The 18,097-nt window shown below is 73.5% G+C and carries 14 protein-coding genes; 1 reads left to right on the plus strand and 13 read right to left on the minus strand.

Annotated features, from left to right (window positions below; translation table 11 throughout):
* Positions 1–2: 2 nt before the first annotated feature.
* The 5 genes from SPOPO_RS0107725 to SPOPO_RS32530 all read right to left on the minus strand — a co-directional run bounded on the left by SPOPO_RS0107725 (position 3) and on the right by SPOPO_RS32530 (position 7,286).
* Positions 3–458, minus strand: coding sequence for a heat shock protein transcriptional repressor HspR (locus SPOPO_RS0107725; RefSeq protein ID WP_019874217.1), 456 nt, complete (start codon positions 456–458; stop codon positions 3–5).
* A complete protein-coding gene (gene dnaJ, locus SPOPO_RS0107730; protein WP_019874218.1) occupies positions 455–1,615 on the minus strand; it encodes a molecular chaperone DnaJ in 1,161 nt (386 codons plus the stop codon). The genes SPOPO_RS0107725 and dnaJ overlap by 4 nt, the downstream gene beginning before the upstream one ends.
* Before the next feature lie 38 nt (positions 1,616–1,653).
* Positions 1,654–2,283 (minus strand): nucleotide exchange factor GrpE, encoded by a 630-nt coding sequence (gene grpE, locus SPOPO_RS0107735; RefSeq protein WP_019874219.1) that lies wholly within the window; start codon positions 2,281–2,283, stop codon positions 1,654–1,656.
* Complete coding sequence (gene dnaK, locus SPOPO_RS0107740) at positions 2,280–4,133, minus strand: molecular chaperone DnaK (RefSeq protein ID WP_019874220.1); 1,854 nt, start codon at positions 4,131–4,133, stop codon at positions 2,280–2,282. Before dnaK ends, grpE begins: the two co-directional genes overlap by 4 nt.
* A gap of 570 nt (positions 4,134–4,703) precedes the next feature.
* Positions 4,704–7,286 (minus strand): M4 family metallopeptidase, encoded by a 2,583-nt coding sequence (locus SPOPO_RS32530; protein WP_156869680.1) that lies wholly within the window; start codon positions 7,284–7,286, stop codon positions 4,704–4,706.
* 145 nt (positions 7,287–7,431) lie between these two features.
* On the opposite strand from SPOPO_RS32530, the gene SPOPO_RS34260 reads away from it, so the two are divergent.
* Positions 7,432–7,593: a hypothetical protein gene (locus tag SPOPO_RS34260; RefSeq protein ID WP_019874222.1), complete on the plus strand. Its 162-nt coding sequence runs from the start codon at positions 7,432–7,434 to the stop codon at positions 7,591–7,593.
* Positions 7,594–7,599: 6 nt separating this feature from the next.
* Here the strand turns inward: SPOPO_RS34260 and hutI are convergent, their stop codons facing one another.
* The 8 genes from hutI to hutH form a co-directional block, all read right to left on the minus strand.
* Complete coding sequence (gene hutI, locus SPOPO_RS0107755) at positions 7,600–8,766, minus strand: imidazolonepropionase (RefSeq protein WP_019874223.1); 1,167 nt, start codon at positions 8,764–8,766, stop codon at positions 7,600–7,602.
* A 13-nt stretch (positions 8,767–8,779) separates the two neighbouring features.
* Positions 8,780–10,114, minus strand: coding sequence for a formimidoylglutamate deiminase (locus tag SPOPO_RS0107760; protein ID WP_019874224.1), 1,335 nt, complete (start codon positions 10,112–10,114; stop codon positions 8,780–8,782).
* Positions 10,111–11,355: an allantoate amidohydrolase gene (locus SPOPO_RS0107765; protein WP_019874225.1), complete on the minus strand. Its 1,245-nt coding sequence runs from the start codon at positions 11,353–11,355 to the stop codon at positions 10,111–10,113. The genes SPOPO_RS0107760 and SPOPO_RS0107765 overlap by 4 nt, the downstream gene beginning before the upstream one ends.
* A gap of 14 nt (positions 11,356–11,369) precedes the next feature.
* Complete coding sequence (locus tag SPOPO_RS28355) at positions 11,370–12,128, minus strand: ABC transporter permease (protein WP_019874226.1); 759 nt, start codon at positions 12,126–12,128, stop codon at positions 11,370–11,372.
* Positions 12,125–12,769, minus strand: a complete 645-nt coding sequence (locus SPOPO_RS0107775; protein ID WP_019874227.1) for an ABC transporter permease — start codon at positions 12,767–12,769, stop codon at positions 12,125–12,127. Before SPOPO_RS0107775 ends, SPOPO_RS28355 begins: the two co-directional genes overlap by 4 nt.
* Before the next feature lie 10 nt (positions 12,770–12,779).
* Complete coding sequence (locus SPOPO_RS35075) at positions 12,780–14,693, minus strand: ATP-binding cassette domain-containing protein (protein ID WP_019874228.1); 1,914 nt, start codon at positions 14,691–14,693, stop codon at positions 12,780–12,782.
* A gap of 129 nt (positions 14,694–14,822) precedes the next feature.
* Positions 14,823–16,481: a urocanate hydratase gene (locus SPOPO_RS0107785; protein ID WP_019874229.1), complete on the minus strand. Its 1,659-nt coding sequence runs from the start codon at positions 16,479–16,481 to the stop codon at positions 14,823–14,825.
* Between the two features lie 23 nt (positions 16,482–16,504).
* Positions 16,505–18,058, minus strand: coding sequence for a histidine ammonia-lyase (gene hutH, locus SPOPO_RS0107790; RefSeq protein WP_019874230.1), 1,554 nt, complete (start codon positions 18,056–18,058; stop codon positions 16,505–16,507).
* Between the last annotated feature and the right edge of the window lie 39 nt (positions 18,059–18,097).

Raw genomic sequence — 18,097 nt, forward strand, 5'->3', positions numbered from 1 at the left:
GGTCAGCGGGCTAGATCAGGGCCGGGTCGGCGGGTCTCGCGGCGCCAGACCACGACCGCACTCGGCGGGGGCTCGTACACCGCGGGCAGGTTCACGCGGCGGTAGTTCGGGGACGTCGCCTCGGAGGTCTTCTCCCGCAGCGCGGCCGTGACGAACGCGAGTTCGGCCTCCAGTTCGGCGATGCGCATCCGGAGTTCGTCGTTGGCGTTCTCGAGGTCGAGGATCCGTTTGATGCCGGCGAGGTTGACGCCCTCCTCCTGCGAGAGGCGGGCGACCTCACGGAGGCGCTCGATGTCGCGGGCCGAGTACCGCCGGCCGCGGCCCGAGGCGCGACCGGGCGACACCAGGCCCAACCGGTCGTACTGACGCAGGGTCTGCGGGTGGAGTCCGGAGAGCTGGGCGGCCACGGAGATGACGTAGACGCCCACCTCCCAGGTCTCGTCGCGCGGGGAACTCATGCCTCCTCCTCCGTCGCCGCGGCCGTCCGGGCCGCGGTGGCCATCAGCTCGGCGCGGGGGTCGTCGCCCGCGGTCGCGGCGGCGAAGGCGGCAAGCGCCTTGCGCGCGTCGCTGTTGAGGTTCGCCGGCACCGCCACCGAGACGGTGACGAGCAGGTCGCCCCGGGTGCCGTCCTTGCGGGGCACCCCGCGGCCGCGGACCCGCATGGTCCGGCCGTTCGCGGTGCCCGGCGCGAGGCGCAGCGTGACGGGCGCACCCGTCAGGGTCGGCACCTTCACCTCGGCGCCCATCGCAGCCTCCGGGAAGGTGACCGGCAGCGTGAGCGTCAGGTTGTCGCCCTTGCGCCCGAAGACCGGGTGCGGGCGGACGTGCACGCTGATGTACAGGTCACCGGGCGGGCCGCCACGTTCGCCGGGCGCGCCCTTGCCCTTGAGCTTGATCTTCTGCCCGTCGGCGACGCCGGCGGGGATGCGCGTGTTGACGGTCCGCGAGCTCTGTCCGCGGCCGCTGCCCGAGCAGGTCGGGCACGGGTCGTCGACGATCAGCCCGCGGCCGCGGCAGGCCTGGCACGGCTCGCTCATCGCGAACCCGCCGAGGTTGCGGCTGACACTGCCCACGCCCTCGCAGGCGGGGCAGACGCGCGGCGCCGTCCCCGACTTCGCCCCGGTGCCGGCACAGGCCGGGCAGGCGCGCTCGCTGGTGAGACGCAGCGGGACGGTCACGCCCTCGACGGCCTGGACGAAGTCGATCGTCACGGCGGTCTCGACGTCGGCCCCACGCCGGGCAGCGGTCTGCCCACGGCGGTTGAAGATCCCGCCGAGGATGTCGCCGAGCCCGCCGTCCCCGCCGAAGGTGAAGTCGAAGTTGCCGCCGCCGGGCGCGCCCCCGCGACCCGGCCCGCCGAAGTTCCGGAAGCCGCCGCCCGCGAACAGCTCCCGACCCTCGTCGTACTCCTTGCGCTTGGCCTCGTCGCCGAGGACCGAGTAGGCCTCCGAGACCTCCTTGAACTTCGCCTCGGCCTCGGGGTTGTTCTTGTTCGAGTCGGGGTGAAGCTCCTTGGCCAGCCGGCGGTAGGCCTTCTTGATCTCGGCCTGGGAGGCGCCCTTCTTCAGGCCGAGGACGGCGTAGAGGTCCTTGTCCAAGTACTCACGCGTCATCTACGCCGCCCCTCCCTTCGTGCTCAGGTAAGTGTTCGTCAGTTTTCTGCGGACGGGTCCGGCTCCGCGACCTTGACGCGCGCGGGCCGGAGAATGCGCTCGCCGACCCGGTAGCCGGCCTGGAGGATCTGGACGCACGTCGGTTCGGAGACCTCCGCCGAGTACTCGTGCATCAGCGCCTCGTGGACGTTCGGGTCGAACGCGTCGCCCTCGGTGCCGAAGGCCTGGAGGCCGAGCTTGTTCAGCGTGGCCTCCAGTCCTTCCGCGACGACCTTGAACCCCCCGACGAGCTCGCCGTGGTCCCGCGCCCGACCGATGTCGTCGAGCACGGGCACCAGCTCGGAGAGCACGGCGATCGACGCGAGCTCCCGCACCGCCTCGCGGTCCCGGTCGACCCGCTTGCGGTAGTTGGCGTACTCCGCCGTCACCCGCTGCAGGTCTGCGGTCCGCTCCGCGAGTTCCGCCTCCACGGCTCCGTCGTTCGGCCCACCGACGGACCCGGGCGGGGCCATCGGCGGCGTCATGTTCGGAGCCCCGCCGGGAGCGGCGTCGCTGACGCCACCAGGAACTGAGGTGGCGTCAGGACGGACCTCCCCCGTCGTCGGGTCGATGCGCCGCTTGTCGCGGATCACCGGCTCGAACGGAGTCTGCTCGTTCTCGGAAGTCACGACTTCGGGTCCTCGTCGACGATCTCGGCCTCGACGACGTCCTCGTCGTCCGCAGCGCCCGCACCCGGGCCGGCGGCGCCACCCTCGGCGGTCGGCTGGGCACTGGCGTACATCGCGGCACCGAGCTGCTGGCTCGCGTCGGCGACCTTCTTCGTCGCGGCCTTGATGGCCTCGTCGTCGTTGCCCTCCAACGCCTTCTTCAGGTCGGCGATGGCGGACTCGACGGTCGCCTTGTTCGCGGCCGCGTCGCCCTCGGCGAACTTGTCCGCGTTGTCGGCGAGGAACTTCTCGGTCTGGTAGACCAGCGACTCGGCCTGGTTGCGGTTCTCGACCGCCTCACGGCGCTTGCGGTCCTCCTCCGCGTACTGCTCGGCGTCGCGGACCATCTTGTCGATGTCCTCGCGCGGCAGGGCGGACCCGCCGGTGACGGTCATCGACTGCTCCTTGCCGGTGCCGAGGTCCTTCGCGTTCACGTGCACGATGCCGTTGGCGTCGATGTCGAAGGTGACCTCGATCTGCGGCACGTTCCGCGGCGCCGGCGGCAGGCCGGTGAGCTCGAAGTTGCCGAGGCTCTTGTTGTCCCGGGCCATCTCGCGCTCGCCCTGGTAGACCTGGATCAGCACGGACGGCTGGTTGTCCTCCGCCGTCGTGTAGACGCGGGACCGCTTGGTCGGGATCGTCGTGTTGCGCTCGATGAGCTTGTCCATCACGCCGCCCTTGGTCTCGATGCCGAGGGACAGCGGGGTGACGTCGAGCAGCAGAACGTCCTTGACCTCACCCTTGAGGACGCCGGCCTGCAGGGCCGCGCCGACGGCGACGACCTCGTCCGGGTTCACGCCCTTGTGCGGGTCCTTGCCACCGGTGAGCTCCTTCACCAGGTCGGTGATGGCCGGCATCCGGGTCGAGCCACCGACGAGGACCACGTGGTCGATCTTGTCGACGGTCAGGCCCGCGTCCTTCATGACCTGGTTGAACGGCCGGCGGCAGCGGTCGAGCAGGTCCGCGGTGATCTTCTGGAACTCGGCGCGGGTGAGCGTCTCGTCCAGGAACAGCGCGTTCTTCTCGGCGTCCTGCGTGATGTACGGCAGGTTGATCGAGGTCTGCTGCGTCGAGGAGAGCTCGATCTTCGCCTTCTCCGCGGCCTCGCGGACGCGCTGCATCGCCATCTTGTCCTTGGTCAGGTCGATGCCGTTGGCCGCCTTGAACTTGTTGACGAGCCAGTCGATGATCCGCTGGTCCCAGTCGTCACCACCGAGGCGGTTGTCGCCGCTGGTGGCCTTCACCTCGACCAGACCCTCGTCGATCTCCAGCAGCGAGACGTCGAACGTGCCGCCACCGAGGTCGAAGACGAGGATGCGGTGCTCGGACTCGTCCTTGTCGAGGCGGTACGCGAGCGCGGCCGAGGTCGGCTCGTTGATGATGCGCAGGACGTTCAGACCTGCGATCTCGCCGGCCTCCTTGGTGGCCTGCCGCTCGGAGTCGGAGAAGTACGCCGGGACGGTGATGACCGCGTCGGTGACCTTCTCGCCGAGGTAGGCCTCCGCGTCGCGCTTGAGCTTCTGCAGGACGAAGGCGGAGATCTGCTGCGGCGTGAAGTCCTTGCCGTCGATCTCCTTCTTCCAGCCGGTGCCCATCTCGCGCTTCACGGAGCGGATGGTCCGGTCGATGTTGGTGACGGCCTGCCGCTTGGCGACCTCACCGACCAGGATCTCGCCGTTCCGCGCGAAGGCGACCACCGACGGGGTCGTGCGCGCGCCTTCCGCGTTGGCGATGACGGTGGGCTCCCCACCCTCCAGGACCGCGACGACCGAGTTCGTCGTACCGAGGTCGATGCCGACCGCACGAGCCATGAGCTTCCTCCACAAGTTGAGCTTCCTGCGCTCAGGTTATGAGGGTGGTTGCCCCACCGTCAAATTCCTTGAGTCTGATTGGCTCAACTGTGCGGATGGCCTCGGTATTCCTGGGGGCAGCCCGTCCTCGGCGGGAGTCGTTCCGCGCTGCCGGCGGTGCTGAACTGCGCAGCCGGTGCAGGTCAGCACAGGGGGCCGGCCCCGAAGCCGTGCTGATCTGCGCACTCGGCGCACACCGGCCCGCCACGCACGGCCGCCACGCACGGCCGGGGCGCACGGGAGCGGGGCCCAGGGCAGCGGGGCGGGCGGGAACTCTCCCGGCGGCCCGCGGCTAGGCGGTGGTGACGCGAGGAGGCCGGCGAGGCGGGGCGAGCGGGGCTCGGCCTCGGCAGTCGGGTGCGGGTCGGTGCTGATCTGCGCACCCGGTGCAGGTCGGCACGGGCGGGCAGGCCCGAAGCCGTGCTGATCTGCGCACCCGGCGCAGGCCAGCCCGCGGCGCGCGGCCGGGGCGCGCGGCCGGGGCGCGCGGCCGGGGCGCGCGGCCGGGGCGGGGCGGCCGGGGCGGGGCGGCTACTTGATCTTCTTCTTGCCCGCGGCGCCGGGGCCCTTGCCGCCGGAACCCTTGGCGGACACCGTGAAGGTGTAGCTGCCGGACTTGAGCTTGGCGAACTTCACCGACCGCTTCCCCGCGGAGGTGTTCTTGGTGATCTTCTTCTTCCCGACCTTCGCGACGACCTGGTAGCCGGTCACGCCGCCCGCGGGCGCGTAGACCGGTGGGCTCCACTTCACGGTCGCGGTCCTGCCCTTGGCGGTGACCTTCACGTTGCGCGGGTCGCTGGGCTTGGTGGTGCCGCAGACGTAGAGCGTGATGTCGTCGAGGGTCCAGCCGTCGAAGGCGATCGCCCGGTCGCCGATGACCCGCCAGCGGAACTCGACGCTCTTGCCGGCGAGGAAGCTCAGGTCCAGGCGGCTGGAGCCGTAGCCCTTGCTGTCGCCGCCGAACGCGACGTACGGCGACCCGCCGTCGGGCCGGATCCGCCGGTTGGGGCCGTTCTCCCACGTCCGGCCGGACGCGCTGGTCCAGGACCCGCCGCTGATCCGGTACTCCAGCACCGCGCCGTCGTAGTACTGCGTGACCACGCCGGTCTCGCCGAGGCTGTGGTCGAGGCGGTACTGGTGCGCGAAGCGCAGGAACGGCCTCACACCCTTGGGGATCGTGACCTTGGTCTTCAACGTCGCCGGGCTGGAGAGGGCGCGGTCGGGCTCGATGCCGTAGACGCTGAACGCGCCGCTGCGGGCGTAGTCGTTGATCAGCGACCACTGGTCGCCGAGCGCCCACGTCTTCTTGTCGAACTTCTCGAAGCCGTCGTTGATCAGCCCGACCCGGCGCGTACCACTCGGGCAGACCCCCGCCTCCGGGGCGCCGGCGCGGCCGGGTGGCTGCTTGCTCATCTCGGTCGCGATCACCGCGCGGTCCACCGACGTGCAGTCGCCGGCCGTGAACCCGGACTGCCCGACGAGATTGCGGCAGGCCTGCTGCAGGACGCCGCCGAGGTCGGCGTAGTCGGCCCCCGAGGTCAGCATCCGCAGGGAACGGAAGAACAGGACCGCGGTCTTGGTCGTCCCGAGCCCGGGAATCGACTGGCCGTTGAACGAGCCACCGACGGCGATCAGGTACGCGGCCTTGTTGCCGACGCCGCTGTTGTTGTGGACGCCGCCGTTGTCGACGAAGAACAGGTCCGCGTCGTAGTTCGGCGCTGTCATCCGGTCCGGCTGGCCGAGCGGCGGCAGGAGCGTCGCCCGCGGGTCGGCCATGTTGCGCACCGGGATCTGGTCGAGCGGCGCGTCCTCGCCGATGACCCAGGGGCTGTCGCCGTCGTCGGTCGCCTTCGCGAGGTCGACGAGCTCGCCGAAGATGTCCGACATCGACTCGTTGATCGCGCCCGACTGGTACAGGTACAGCAGGCGGGCGGTCTTCTCGGTGACGCCGTGGGCGATCTCGTGGGCGACGATGTCGTCCGCGCGCGTCCAGCCCTGGCCGTAGTACATGCCCCGGCCGTTCCAGAACGCGTTGTCGAACAGGTTGCCGTTCGTCGCCGAGCACAGGGTGTTGCCCGGGCAGTACCGGACGGTCGAGCGCAGCCGCTTCCCGTCGCCGACGTCGACGCCGAGCGACGCCGTCAGGTCGACGCCGAGGACCTTGGAGAAGAACGCGACCGTCGCGCCCGCGTAGTCGTACGCCTCGTCGACGTCGACCGGCGTGCCCTTCGGGCCCTGCCCCTCGGCGCGGGCGTACGTGGGCTTGCAGTCCTGCCCGAGGTCGGACTTGTCGGCCTGGTTGTTGCGGTCGCAGACCACCCGGTTGGCGTGCGTGATCAGGTCGAGCTGCAGCGGGATGGTGCCGGTGCGTGCGTCGACCAGGACCATCTCCCGGACCGCTCCCGCATCGCTGACCTCGGTGCGCCAGACCGGCCCGGTCGGCAGGTGGTGGCTCTCCGGGACGCCGATCAGCACCGGGTCCAGGTGCCAGAGCTCCGGCGTCGCCGCCCGGACCGCCGGCGCGTGCGCGTCCGGGTGCTCACGCAGGACCGCGGCGAGCGCGGTGGCGCGGGCCCGCTCGGCGGAGACCGACGGGCGGGCGCTGCGCCCCGTGGGCGCCAGTTCACCGGTGACCGACTTCAGTGCCCCGAGGGGGTCGAGGACGACGGCGAGCTCGCCCCCGAGGACCGGGAGGCCCGCGCGCAACTGCTGGAAGCGGACGAGGCGGTCCGTGCCGAAGGAGTTCTCCAGCCCCTCGACCTCGGGGATGAGCACCAGCTCCTCGGCCACGTCGGTCAGGCCGAACAGCGCCGCGGCGCGCTTCAGGTGCGCCCGGGCCTGGGTCTCGACGTCGGCCGCCGGGGAGATCCCGACCGGGAGGGGGATCGGCTTCCCGACGTCGGTCCCGAGCAGGTGCGCGAGGCCCCGCGCGTCGCGCGTGACGCGGATCGGACCGGAGGTGAGGTCCTGGAGCAGCGCCTGCGTCGCCCACGAGGCCGGCGAGCCCTCGGCGACCAGGGCCGTGGGCGCGGCCGGCTCGGCCTCCGCGACGTGGATCCCGACGCCCGCGGCAGCGACGACGGCAGCCAACGCCATCACCGGTACTGCGCGCATGGCTCCCCTCGGGACGGGCACGACGAAATCCCCCGAAAGCCGGATCCTGTCACACGAACGTGAGAGTTCCAGCGGCATTGCCCCGTCCGTGCCGGACCATGACGAACGCCCGGAACGGCCCGAGTCCGCCAGGTACCCTGCGGACATGTTGCGGCTGCTGCGCTCGCCCGGGGGCGGACCCGCGTTCCGCACGCGGGTCGTCGCCCTGCTGCTCGCGCTCGGCATGCTGCTCGCCGCGGCCCCGCTGCTGGTCCCGATCACCCGCTGGGCGGTCGGCACCGTCGCCCCGCGCCGCGCGGCGGTCTAGACCGGTCTAGACCGGGCGGCCGTCCTTCCAGACGGCCGCGACGAGGGGGACCCCCGGGCGGTAGGCGAGGTAGCCGACGTCGGGGGCGGCGAGGATCGCGAGGTCGGCCCGGGCCCCGGGGCGCAGGACGCCGATGTCGTCCCGCTGGAGCGCGCGGGCGCCGCCCGCGGTCGCGGCGTGGACCGCCTCGGCGGGGCTCATCCCCATCTCCCGCACCGCGAGCGCGATGCACAGGGTCATCGAGGTCGTGTACGACGTGCCCGGGTTGCAGTCGGTCGCGAGGGCGACGGTCACGCCCGCGTCGAGGAGCCGCCGCGCGTCCGGGTACCGCGCGCGGGTGCTGAACTCCGCGCCCGGCAGCAGGGTGGCGACGGTGGCGCTGTTCGTGAGGGCGTCGACGTCGGCGTCGGTCAGGTGCGTGCAGTGGTCGACCGAGGCGGCACCGAGTTCGACGGCGAGTCGCACGCCCGGCCCGGGTTCGAGCTGGTTGCCGTGCAGACGGGGCGTCAGACCGGCGGCCCGGCCGGCGCGGCAGACCGCGCGAGCCTCGGCCTCGTCGAAGGCGCCGCGGTCGCAGAAGACGTCGATCCACCGCGCGTGCGGCGCGGCGGCCGCGAGCATCGGACCGGTGACGAGGTCGACGTAGGCCGCGCGGTCGGCGGCGTACTCGGTCGGCACGACGTGGGCGCCGAGGAACGTGGTCTCGTCGGTGAACTGACGGGCGATCAGGAGCGCCCGCGCCTCGTCGGCGACGGTGAGCCCGTAGCCGGACTTCACCTCGACGGTCGTGACTCCCCCGGCCCGTAGCTCGCTGAGGAGGCGGGCGACGTTGGCGGTGAGGATCTCGTCCGGGGCCGCGCGGGTGGCGGCCACCGTGCTCGCGATGCCGTCCGGGGCGTAGGGCCGGCCCGACATGCGCCCGACGAAGTCGCTGAGCCGGTCGCCGGCGAACACCAGGTGGGTGTGGGAGTCGACGAACCCGGGGAGCACCGCCCCGCCGGCGGCGCTGACCGCCGCGTCGCACGCCGGCGCCTGCGCCGCCGGGCCGAGCCAGGCAACCTTCCCGTCCTCGACGACCAGCGCCGCGCCCCGGACCTCGCCGAGGATCCCCGGCCCCGCCGCGGGGTCGTTGGTGACGAGGGAGGCGATGTCGTCGAGCAGGACCGCGCTCACCTGGTGGCTCCGATCACGTCAACGCTCCGATCGCCGCGCGCAGGGCGCCGGGGACGTCCTCGACGAGGGTGTGCACCCCGTCGACGACCACGACCCGACCGGAGGCGACGACGTGCCGGACGTCGGCGGCGGTGGCCGCGAACACCGCCGTGGCCGCGGTGGGCGGGCAGCCGGCGGTGCGCGGGGTGTCGAGAGAGATCGTGACGAGGTCGGCGAGGGCGCCGGGCTCGATGCGTCCCGCGTCGCGCCAGCCGAGGCAGGCGTGCCCGGCGGCGGTGGCCGCAGTCAGGAGGTCCTCGGCCGGGTGCCCGCCGCGGCGGCCGGAAGCGAGGCGTTCGTGGAGCTCGACGCCGCGGGCCTCCTCGAACAGGTCGATCACGGCGTGGCTGTCGCTGCCGAGGGACAGCGCAACTCCCGCCGCCCGCAGCGCGCCCGCGGGGCCGACGCCGTCCGCGAGGTCCCGCTCGGTCGTCGGGCAGAAGCAGACCGTCGCGCGGTTCAGGCCGTAGAGGTCGATGTCACCCGGCGTCAGATGTGTCCCGTGCACGGCGGTGAAGTTGCTCGCCACGGCTCCGGCGGAGTGCAGCAACGCGGTGGGGGTGCGACCGGTGGCCGCCCGGCAGGCCTCGTTCTCGGCGGGCTGCTCGGAGACGTGGGCGTGCAGCACCGCACCGCGCGCCGCCCACTCCGCGACCATCTCGACGTCCCGCGCCGGCACCGCGCGCACCGAGTGCACCGCGGCGCCGAGCTTCGCTCCGGGCCCGGGGTCGAACCGCGAGACCCGCCCGAGCCAGCCACCGACGTTCCCGTCGGAGAAGCGCGCCTGAGCCGGCGTCAGGTCCTGCCCGAAGCCGCCGGTCAGGTAGCAGGTGTCGAGGACCGTTATCCGGATCCCCGCCTCGCGCGCGGCCTGCGCGACGGCCGCGCCCATCGCGTTCGGGTCCGCGTACGGCGCCCCACCCGGGCCGTGGTGCAGGTAGTGGAACTCCCCCACGACGGTGATGCCGGCCAGGGCCATCTCCGCGTACACGGCCCGGGCGAGAGCGAGGTAGGAGTCCGGGTCGAGTCGTTCCGCGACCGCGTACATCGCCTCGCGCCAGGTCCAGAAGTCTCCGCCGCCGTCGTGGGTCCGCGCCCGCAGCGCGCGATGGAAGGCGTGGGAGTGCGCGTTCGCCAGACCCGGCACCGTCAGGCCGCGCAGGACGGTCGCGCCCGCCGGCGGGGTCGCGGCCGGGGTGACGACGATGAACCGGTCCCCGCTCACCGAGATCGCGACACCGGACACCGGGCCCTCGGGCAGCAGCGCGTGCTCGCACCAGAAGAGCGAGCCCGGGTCGGGAGCGCTCACGTGGTGGGGACCGGGTCGGCGGCGAGGTCGGACGCGAGGTCGGTGAGGACCGCCGCGAGGGCCGCGACGCCCGCGTGGCAGTCGGCGGTCTCGGCGTGCTCGTCCGGCGCGTGCGAGACACCGGTCGGGTTGCGGACGAACAGCATCGTGGTCGGGATCCCGGCGGCGGCGAGGATCCCCGCGTCGTGCCCGGCCCCGGTCGGGATCACCGGTGCTCCCCCGAGCCGGGTCGCCACCCGCTCCCCGAGGTCCCGGCCGAAGGTGACCGCCGGCGACCAGGACTCCTCGGTGAGGTCCACGCTCACCCCGTCCTCGGCACCGCGCTGCCGGGCGGCGTCGAGGACCTCGGTGACGACGGCCCGGACGGTCGCCTCGTCGGAGCCGCGGGCGTCGAGCCAGGCGTTCACCTCGGAGGGGATCGCATTCGTGCCGTTCGGACGGACCGTCACTTTCCCCACGGTCGCGCGGGCCCGCAGGTGCAGGGCGGCCGTCCGGGCCTGCTGCACCGACGCGGCGAAGGCGAGCATCGGATCGGCCCGGTCACCCAGCGCGGTAGTGCCGGCGTGGTCGGCGCGCCCGCGGAACGTCAGCCGCCAGCGGCCGTGCGGCCCGATCCCCGACCCGACCGCGACGGGCGCGCTCGTGTTCGCGAGGTACCGCCCCTGTTCGACGTGCAGCTCGACGAACGCCCCGATCCGGGACAACCGCGTACGGTCCGCGCCGAGCCAGGCCGGGTCAGCCCCGGCGGACCGCATGGCCTGGGCGAGCGTGATCCCGTCGCCGTCGCGCAGGCCGGCAGCGCGCGCCGGGTCGAGGGTCCCGGTCAGCAGGCGCGACCCGATGCACGGGACGCCGAAGCGCGCACCCTCCTCGTCGGTGAAGGCGACGACCGCGACCGGGCGCGGCGGAGTCCAACCGTCGGCGGCGAGGGCGTCGAGCGCGGCGAAGGCCGAGACGATCCCGAGCGGCCCGTCGTAGGCGCCGCCGTCGGGGACGGAGTCCAGGTGTGAGCCGGTCACGATCGCGGGCCCGGGCAGGTGGTCGCCGAGCCACGCCCACAGGTTGCCGTTGCGGTCGCGTTCGACGGCCATTCCGCGGGCCTTCGCCTGCGCGGTGAACCACTCCCGGCAGGCGAGGTCCGGGGCCGTCCACGCGAACCGGCGGTACCCACCGCTCGCGGGGTCGCGGCCGATGCCCGCGAGCTCGGCCCACATCCCGTCGAACCCCGTCCCGGCGTCCACGCGAGGCTCCGGCGTCAGGGTTCCGGTGCCGGCGGCGGCATCGTCGGGTAGGTCGAGACCGGCCCCGCGCCCGGCGCGCTCGCCGACGTGGGCCGGTCGGCCGGGGCGCGGAATCGGCGCGTCAGACCGGGCGAGGTGAAGTGGTGGCCCACGGCGACGATGATCGCGTCGAGCAGCACGGCGAGGATCGCGATGAGCACACCGCCGGTGGCGACCATCCCGTAGCTGCGGAACTCGTCCGACTGCCCGTCGATGATCAGGCGGCCCAGCCCGTCGGCCCCGACGAACGCGGCGACGGCGGCCATCGCGACGACCTGACGGGTCGACTTGCGGACGCCTTCGACGAGGTCGGGCAGCGCCATCGGCACCTCGACCGAGCGCAGGATCTGACTGGGCAACATGCCGGCCGCCCGCGCCGACTCGACCGCGGCGGCGTCCACCAGTCGGATCCCGGTGTAGGCGGCGGTCATCATCGGCGGGACGGCCAGCAGCACCAGCCCGAGCAGCACCGCGTCGTTGCCGGTGTCGATCTTGAGCGCGAAGTAGCAGAAGATCCCGAGCGGGGCGACGAGACGGCCGATCGCACCGAGGGTGATCGGCACGTCGTCGCCGCGGCGGCCATGACCCACCATCAGACCGATCGGGAACGCGATCAGGGCGGCGATCAACAGCGCGCCCAGGCTGAGCATCAGGTGCTCGAGGATGCGGTCCCCGATGCCGCCGCTGCCGGTCCAGTTGTCGGCGTCGGAGAGGTAGTCCCACATCAGGTTCATCGGATCGTCACCAGCTTCGACCACGGCGCCAGCAGGCGGTTCGCGCGCACCAGCGCGACGTCGGCGCCGAACGCGATCAGGCCGACCAGCGCGATGCCGACGAGCACCTCGGTCTCGAACCCGGTGTCGAAGCCCTCGATGAACAGCGTCCCGAGACCGCGCACCCCGAGAATCGCGGCCGCGGTCGCGAGCGTCACGCACAGGACGGCGGCCGTGCGGAGCGCGGCGATGATCGCCGGCAGCGCGACGGGCAGCTCGACCTTCGTCGTCCGCGCGAAGCCCGACATCCCCATCGAGTCGGCCGCGAGGCGTACGTGCGCCGGCACCGCGACGACCGCCTCGGCGACCGCGCGCGTCAGCAGTCCGAGGACGAGCAGCGAGAGCCCGATGACCACGTTGACCCGGTCGTTGAGCTTCGTGTCGAGCAGCGACGGGAACACGATGAAGAACGTCAGCGCCGGGATCGCCTGCAGGAACGTGCACAACGCGAGAATCGGGAATCGCGACCTGCGCGAGTACGCCACCAGGACGCCCAACGGCAACGCGAGCAGCAGCCCGATCAGCAGCGGCACGAACGCCAGGATCGCGTGCTCGCCGATCAGGTCACCGAGATAGCTGCGGTTCTCCCACGCCCAGTTCATGTACCGGCCCTCAGCTGTCCGCGACCCGGACCCAGCGGCCCGCCGCGGCGTCCCACTCCCACCGACCGCTGTCGAGGTCCTCGTCGTCCTCGCTCGCGGCGGCGGCCGCGGCCGCCGCGGCCGGGGACTCGACCGGGGCGGCGTGCGCGGGCTCGGCCGGCCGGGCCGGCTGCGGCGGGGCCGGGGCCGGCTTCACCGGGGCGGGGGTGGGCTTCGCCGGGGCCGGGGTGGCCTTCGCCGGGGCCGGGGCCGGGGCCGGGGTGGGCGCGGCCGGGGGCTGCTGCGGCGCGACCTGCGGGGTGGGTACCTGGGAGCCGGGAGCCGGTTTCGCGACCGGCGGGGCCGGGGCCGCCGGGGCGACCGGGGTCGGCGGCGGCACCGGCCGCCGCTCGGGGACCGGCTTGGGCGCGGGCGCGGGGTCGCCCGGCGGCGGGGCGACGGGGTGGACCGAGGCGGGCGGGGTCCGCATCACCTCGACGGTCGGGGTCTCCGGCGGCGCGGGCTGCTTCGGCGGCTGCTGCTGCGGCGGTGCCGGCGGCGGGGTGGGCTGCGGAACCGACTTCGCCGCCGGAGCCGCCGGCGGTGCGGCGGGCGCCGGCTTGGGGGCGGGTGCGGGCGCGGGGGCCGGGGCGGGCTTCGCGACCGGCGGGGCCGGCGCGGGAGCCGGCTTCGGTTCGGGGGCCGGCTTGGGTGCCGGGGCGGGCTTCGGCTGCGGGGCCGCCTCCGGCCCGGGGGCCGGAGCCGGGGCGGGGGCCGGAGCCGGGGCCGGAGCGGGAGCGGCGGCGGAGACCGCGGCACCGCCGAGCCGGGAGGGGAGGGTGGAAGGGCCGCGGGCGGCGAGGTACCGGGCGATGTCACCGTGGGAGACGACGCCCTGGACCAGTCCGTCGTCGTCGACGCAGACGGCGAGCCCGGGCGGGGAGAGGATCGCGGCGTCGAGGGCCGCGAGGACGCTCTCGTCCGGGTAGAAGGTGCCGCCGAGCGGATAGACGACCTGGCCGGAGACCACGTCGGTCGGGCCGAGCTTGCTGGTGTCGACCCAGCCGCGCGGGTGGCGCTCGGGGTCGAGCACGAGCAGCCAGTCCTGGTTGTGCTGGGTGGAGATGGCCTTGGCGCGGTCACCGGTCGCGCCGGCCTGGACCGTCGCCGCGGGGGCGAGCGGGAGGTCACTGACCGGGAGGAACGCGAGCTTGCGGATGCCGCGGTCGCGGCCGAGGAAGTCGGCGACGAAGTCCGTACCCGGGTGCACGAGCAGCGTCTCCGGCGTCGCGATCTGGACCAGCCGGCCGCCGGTGTCCATGACCGCGATCTGGTCGCCGAGCTTGATGGCCTCGTCGATGTCGTGGGTGACGAACAGGATCGTCTTCGGCGCGGCCTGCTGGAGGTCGAGGAGGTCGTCCTGAAGGTCGCCGCGGACGACGGGATCGAGCGTCGAGAACGGCTCGTCCATCAGCAGGACCGGCGGGTCCGCGGCCAGCGCACGGGCGAGCGCGACGCGCAACTGCTGACCGGTGGAGAGCTGGCCGGGGAACTTGTCGGCGAAGGAGACCGAGAGGCCGACGCGGTCGAGCAGCGCGTGCGCGAGTTCGCGGGCCTGGCGCGGCTTCGTGCCGATGAGCAGCGGGACCGTCTCGATGTTCTCGACGACCGTGCGGTGCGGGAACAGCCCGCCCTTGGCGATGACGTACCCGATCGAGCGACGCAGCGCGGACCGGCGCAGCAGCGTGTTCGCGGCGCCGTCGATGAGGACGCGGCCCGCCGACGGGTCGACGAGGCGGTTCACCATTCGCAGCAGCGTCGTCTTGCCGCACCCGGACGGTCCGACGACGACCGTGATCCGTCCAGTGGGCGCGATGAGACTGAGGTTCTCCACGGCGACTGTGCCGCCGGGGTAGACCTTGGTCACCGCATCGAACTCGATCACCGGGGATCCTCTGTGTCGACGTCCGTGCCCCGGGCCAGGGGACACCTCGAGTCAACCTAACGCCCCACCAGCCCCACCGGTTGGATCCGCGCCCCAGACCCGCGGGCGAACGTCCCCGGCGGCCCAGATTCAGGGACCGGGGTCGGGGGCGTGCATGGGGATGGGGAGGCCGGCGGCGGTGGCGGCCTCGTCGGCCTCGGGGTAGCCGGCGTCGACGTGGCGGAGGACGCCGGTCGCGGGGTCGTTGGTGAGGACGCGGGCGAGCTTCTCGGCGGCGAGCACCGTCCCGTCCGCGACGGAGACCTGGCCGGCGTGGAGGGACCGGCCGATGCCGACGCCGCCACCGTGGTGGATCGAGACCCAGCTCGCGCCCGAGGCGACGTTGACCATCGCGTTCAGCAGCGGCCAGTCGGCGATCGCGTCGGAACCGTCGGCCATGCCCTCGGTCTCGCGGTAGGGCGAGGCGACCGAGCCGCAGTCGAGGTGGTCGCGGCCGATGACGATCGGGGCCTTCACCTTCCCCAGCGTCACCATGCGGTTGAACTCGAGCCCCGCACGGTCGCGCTCGCCGGCGCCGAGCCAGCAGATGCGCGCGGGCAGACCCTGGAACTGGACCTTGTCCCGGGCCTGCCGCAGCCAGCGGGTGACGGTGTCGTTGTCCTTGAACAGGGTGAGCATCGCGTCGTCGGTCGCGGCGATGTCGCGGGGGTCGCCGGAGAGTGCGACCCAGCGGAACGGGCCCTTGCCCGCGCAGAACAGTGGCCGGATGTAGGCGGGCACGAAGCCGGGGAAGTCGAAGGCGCGCTCGTAGCCGCCGGTCTTCGCCTCGACGCGGATCGAGTTGCCGTAGTCGAAGACCTCGGCGCCGTTGTCCTGGAACGTCACCATGGCCTCGACGTGACGGGCCATCGACTCGCGCGCCCGGCGGATGCAGCCGTGCGGGTCGTCGGCGCGCAGCGCGGGCCAGTCGGAGAACTCGACGCCGCGAGGCAGGTACGCGAGCGGGTCGTGGGCCGAGGTCTGGTCGGTGACGATGTCGACGGTCGCGCCGCGGGCGATCAGGTAGGGCAGCACCTCGGCCGCGTTGCCGAGCACACCGATCGAGAGCGCCCGCCGCTGAGCCCGGGCGTCCTCGGCCTGCCAGAGGGCGTCGTCGAGGCTCTCGGCCGCGACGTCGAGGTAGCCCTGCGCGACGCGGCGCTCGATGCGGGTCGGGTCGCACTCGACGACGATCGCGACGCCACCGTTCATCGTGACCGCCAGCGGCTGGGCGCCGCCCATGCCGCCGAGCCCGGCGGTCAGGGTGACGGTGCCGGCGAGCGTCCCGCCGAAGCGCTTCTCGGCGACGGCGGCGAAGGTCTCGTAGGTGCCCTGCAGGATCCCCTGGGTGCCGATGTAGATCCACGAGCCCGCGGTCATCTGGCCGTACATCGTCAGGCCCGCGGCCTCGAGGCGACGGAACTCGTCCCAGTTCGCCCAGTCCGGGACGAGGTTGGAGTTCGCGATCAGCACCCGCGGCGCCCACTCGTGCGTGCGCAGGATCCCGACCGGCCGACCGGACTGCACGAGCAGGGTCTCGTCGGCCTCCAGGTCCTGCAGGGAAGCCTGGATCGCCCGGTAGCTGCGCCAGTCCCGGGCGGCCTTGCCGGTGCCGCCGTAGACGACGAGCTCCTCCGGATGTTCCGCGACGTCCGGGTCGAGGTTGTTGTCGAGCATCCGGGACGCAGCCTCCGCCGGCCACGTCTTCGCCGTCCGCTCGCTCCCGCGAGCGGCTCGCACCTCACCCACAGCGCCCCCTCATCAGTGCCCCCTCACTTCAGTGCTCCCACGACGCCTTCGGCCGCCGCCAGCAGTTCACCCGACGCGACGGCCTCGACGGCGGCGTCGAGGTCCGGGCTCAGGTGCCGGTCCGGCCCCGGACCCGGTACCCGCTCCCGCAGCGCCGCTACCACCGCACCGGTGCCGGGGGCCGGGGTGAGCGGGGCACGCAGGTCGAGACCCCGGGCGGCGGTGAGGATCTCGATCGCCATCACGCGCCGCAGGCCGTCGACGGCACGGCGCAGCTTGCGGCCGGCGTGCCAACCCATCGAGACGTGGTCCTCCTGCATGCCGGAGGACGGGATCGAGTCCACCGACGCCGGGACCGCGAGCCGCTTGAGCTCCGAGACGATCCCCGCCGCCGTGTACTGGGCGATCATGTAGCCGGAGTCGACGCCCGGGTCCGCCGCGAGGAACGGCGGCAGCCCGTGCGACCGGTGCGCGTCGAGCAGTCGGTCGGTGCGCCGCTCGGAGATCGACGCGAGGTCCGCGGCCGCGATCGCGAGGAAGTCCAGGACGTAGCCGACCGGCGCCCCGTGGAAGTTGCCGTTGGACTCGACCCGCCCGTCGGGCAGGACGACGGGGTTGTCGATCGCCGCGGCCAGCTCGCGCTCGGCAACGGTGACCGCGTGGGCGAGGGTGTCGCGGACGGCGCCGGCGACCTGCGGGGCGCACCGCAGCGAGTACGCGTCCTGGACGCGGGGGTCGTCGGGCCCGGCGTGCGAGGCGACGACCGGCGACCCGGCGAGCAACGCGCGCAGGTTCTCCGCGGCGTCGGCCTGCCCCGGGTGCGGACGCAGGGCCTGCAGGTCGGCCGCGAACACCCGGTCGGTGCCGAGCAGGGCCTCGACGCTGAGGGCGGCGGCGAGGTCGGCGTGCCGGACCAGGGAGCGGAGGTCGGCGCAGGCCAGCACCAGCATGCCGAGCATGCCGTCGGTGCCGTTGATCAGCGCGAGGCCTTCCTTCTCCGCGAGCACGACGGGGGTGATCCCCGCGGCGGGCAGCGCCTCGGCGGCGGGAACGAGCTCCCCGGACCGGTCGCGGACCGAGCCCTCCCCCGTCAGCACGAGCGCGACGGCGGCCAGCGGCGCGAGGTCCCCGGAGCAGCCGAGGCTCCCGTACTCCGGGACGACCGGGGTGAGGCCGGCGTTGAGGAGCCCGGCGAGGGCGTCGGCGGTGGCCGGGGCGATGCCGGTCCGGCCCGTGGCCAGTGTCCGGAGTCGGAGCAGCATGAGCGCCCGGACGACCTCGCGCTCCACCTCGGGGCCACTGCCGGCGGCGTGGGAGCGGATCAGCGAGCGCTGCAGGGCGGTGCGCCGCTCCGGCGGGATGTGCTTGGTCGCGAGCGCGCCGAAGCCGGTCGAGATGCCGTAGGCCGGGACCGGGGAGGCGGCCAGCGCGTCGACCCGGGCCCGGGACTCGACGATCGCGGCCCGGGCGGCGGCGGACAGGCCCACCGGCGCCCCGTCCCGGGCCACCGCGACGACGTCGTCGGCACGCAGGGACCCGGTCCCGATCTCGATGACCGCCCCCATCCGCACCTGCATATTTTCCACCCCGCGAAGTTGTCTCGGTCACGTCCCACG

It is taken from the genome of Sporichthya polymorpha DSM 43042 (assembly GCF_000384115.1).
Lineage (GTDB): Bacteria > Actinomycetota > Actinomycetes > Sporichthyales > Sporichthyaceae > Sporichthya > Sporichthya polymorpha.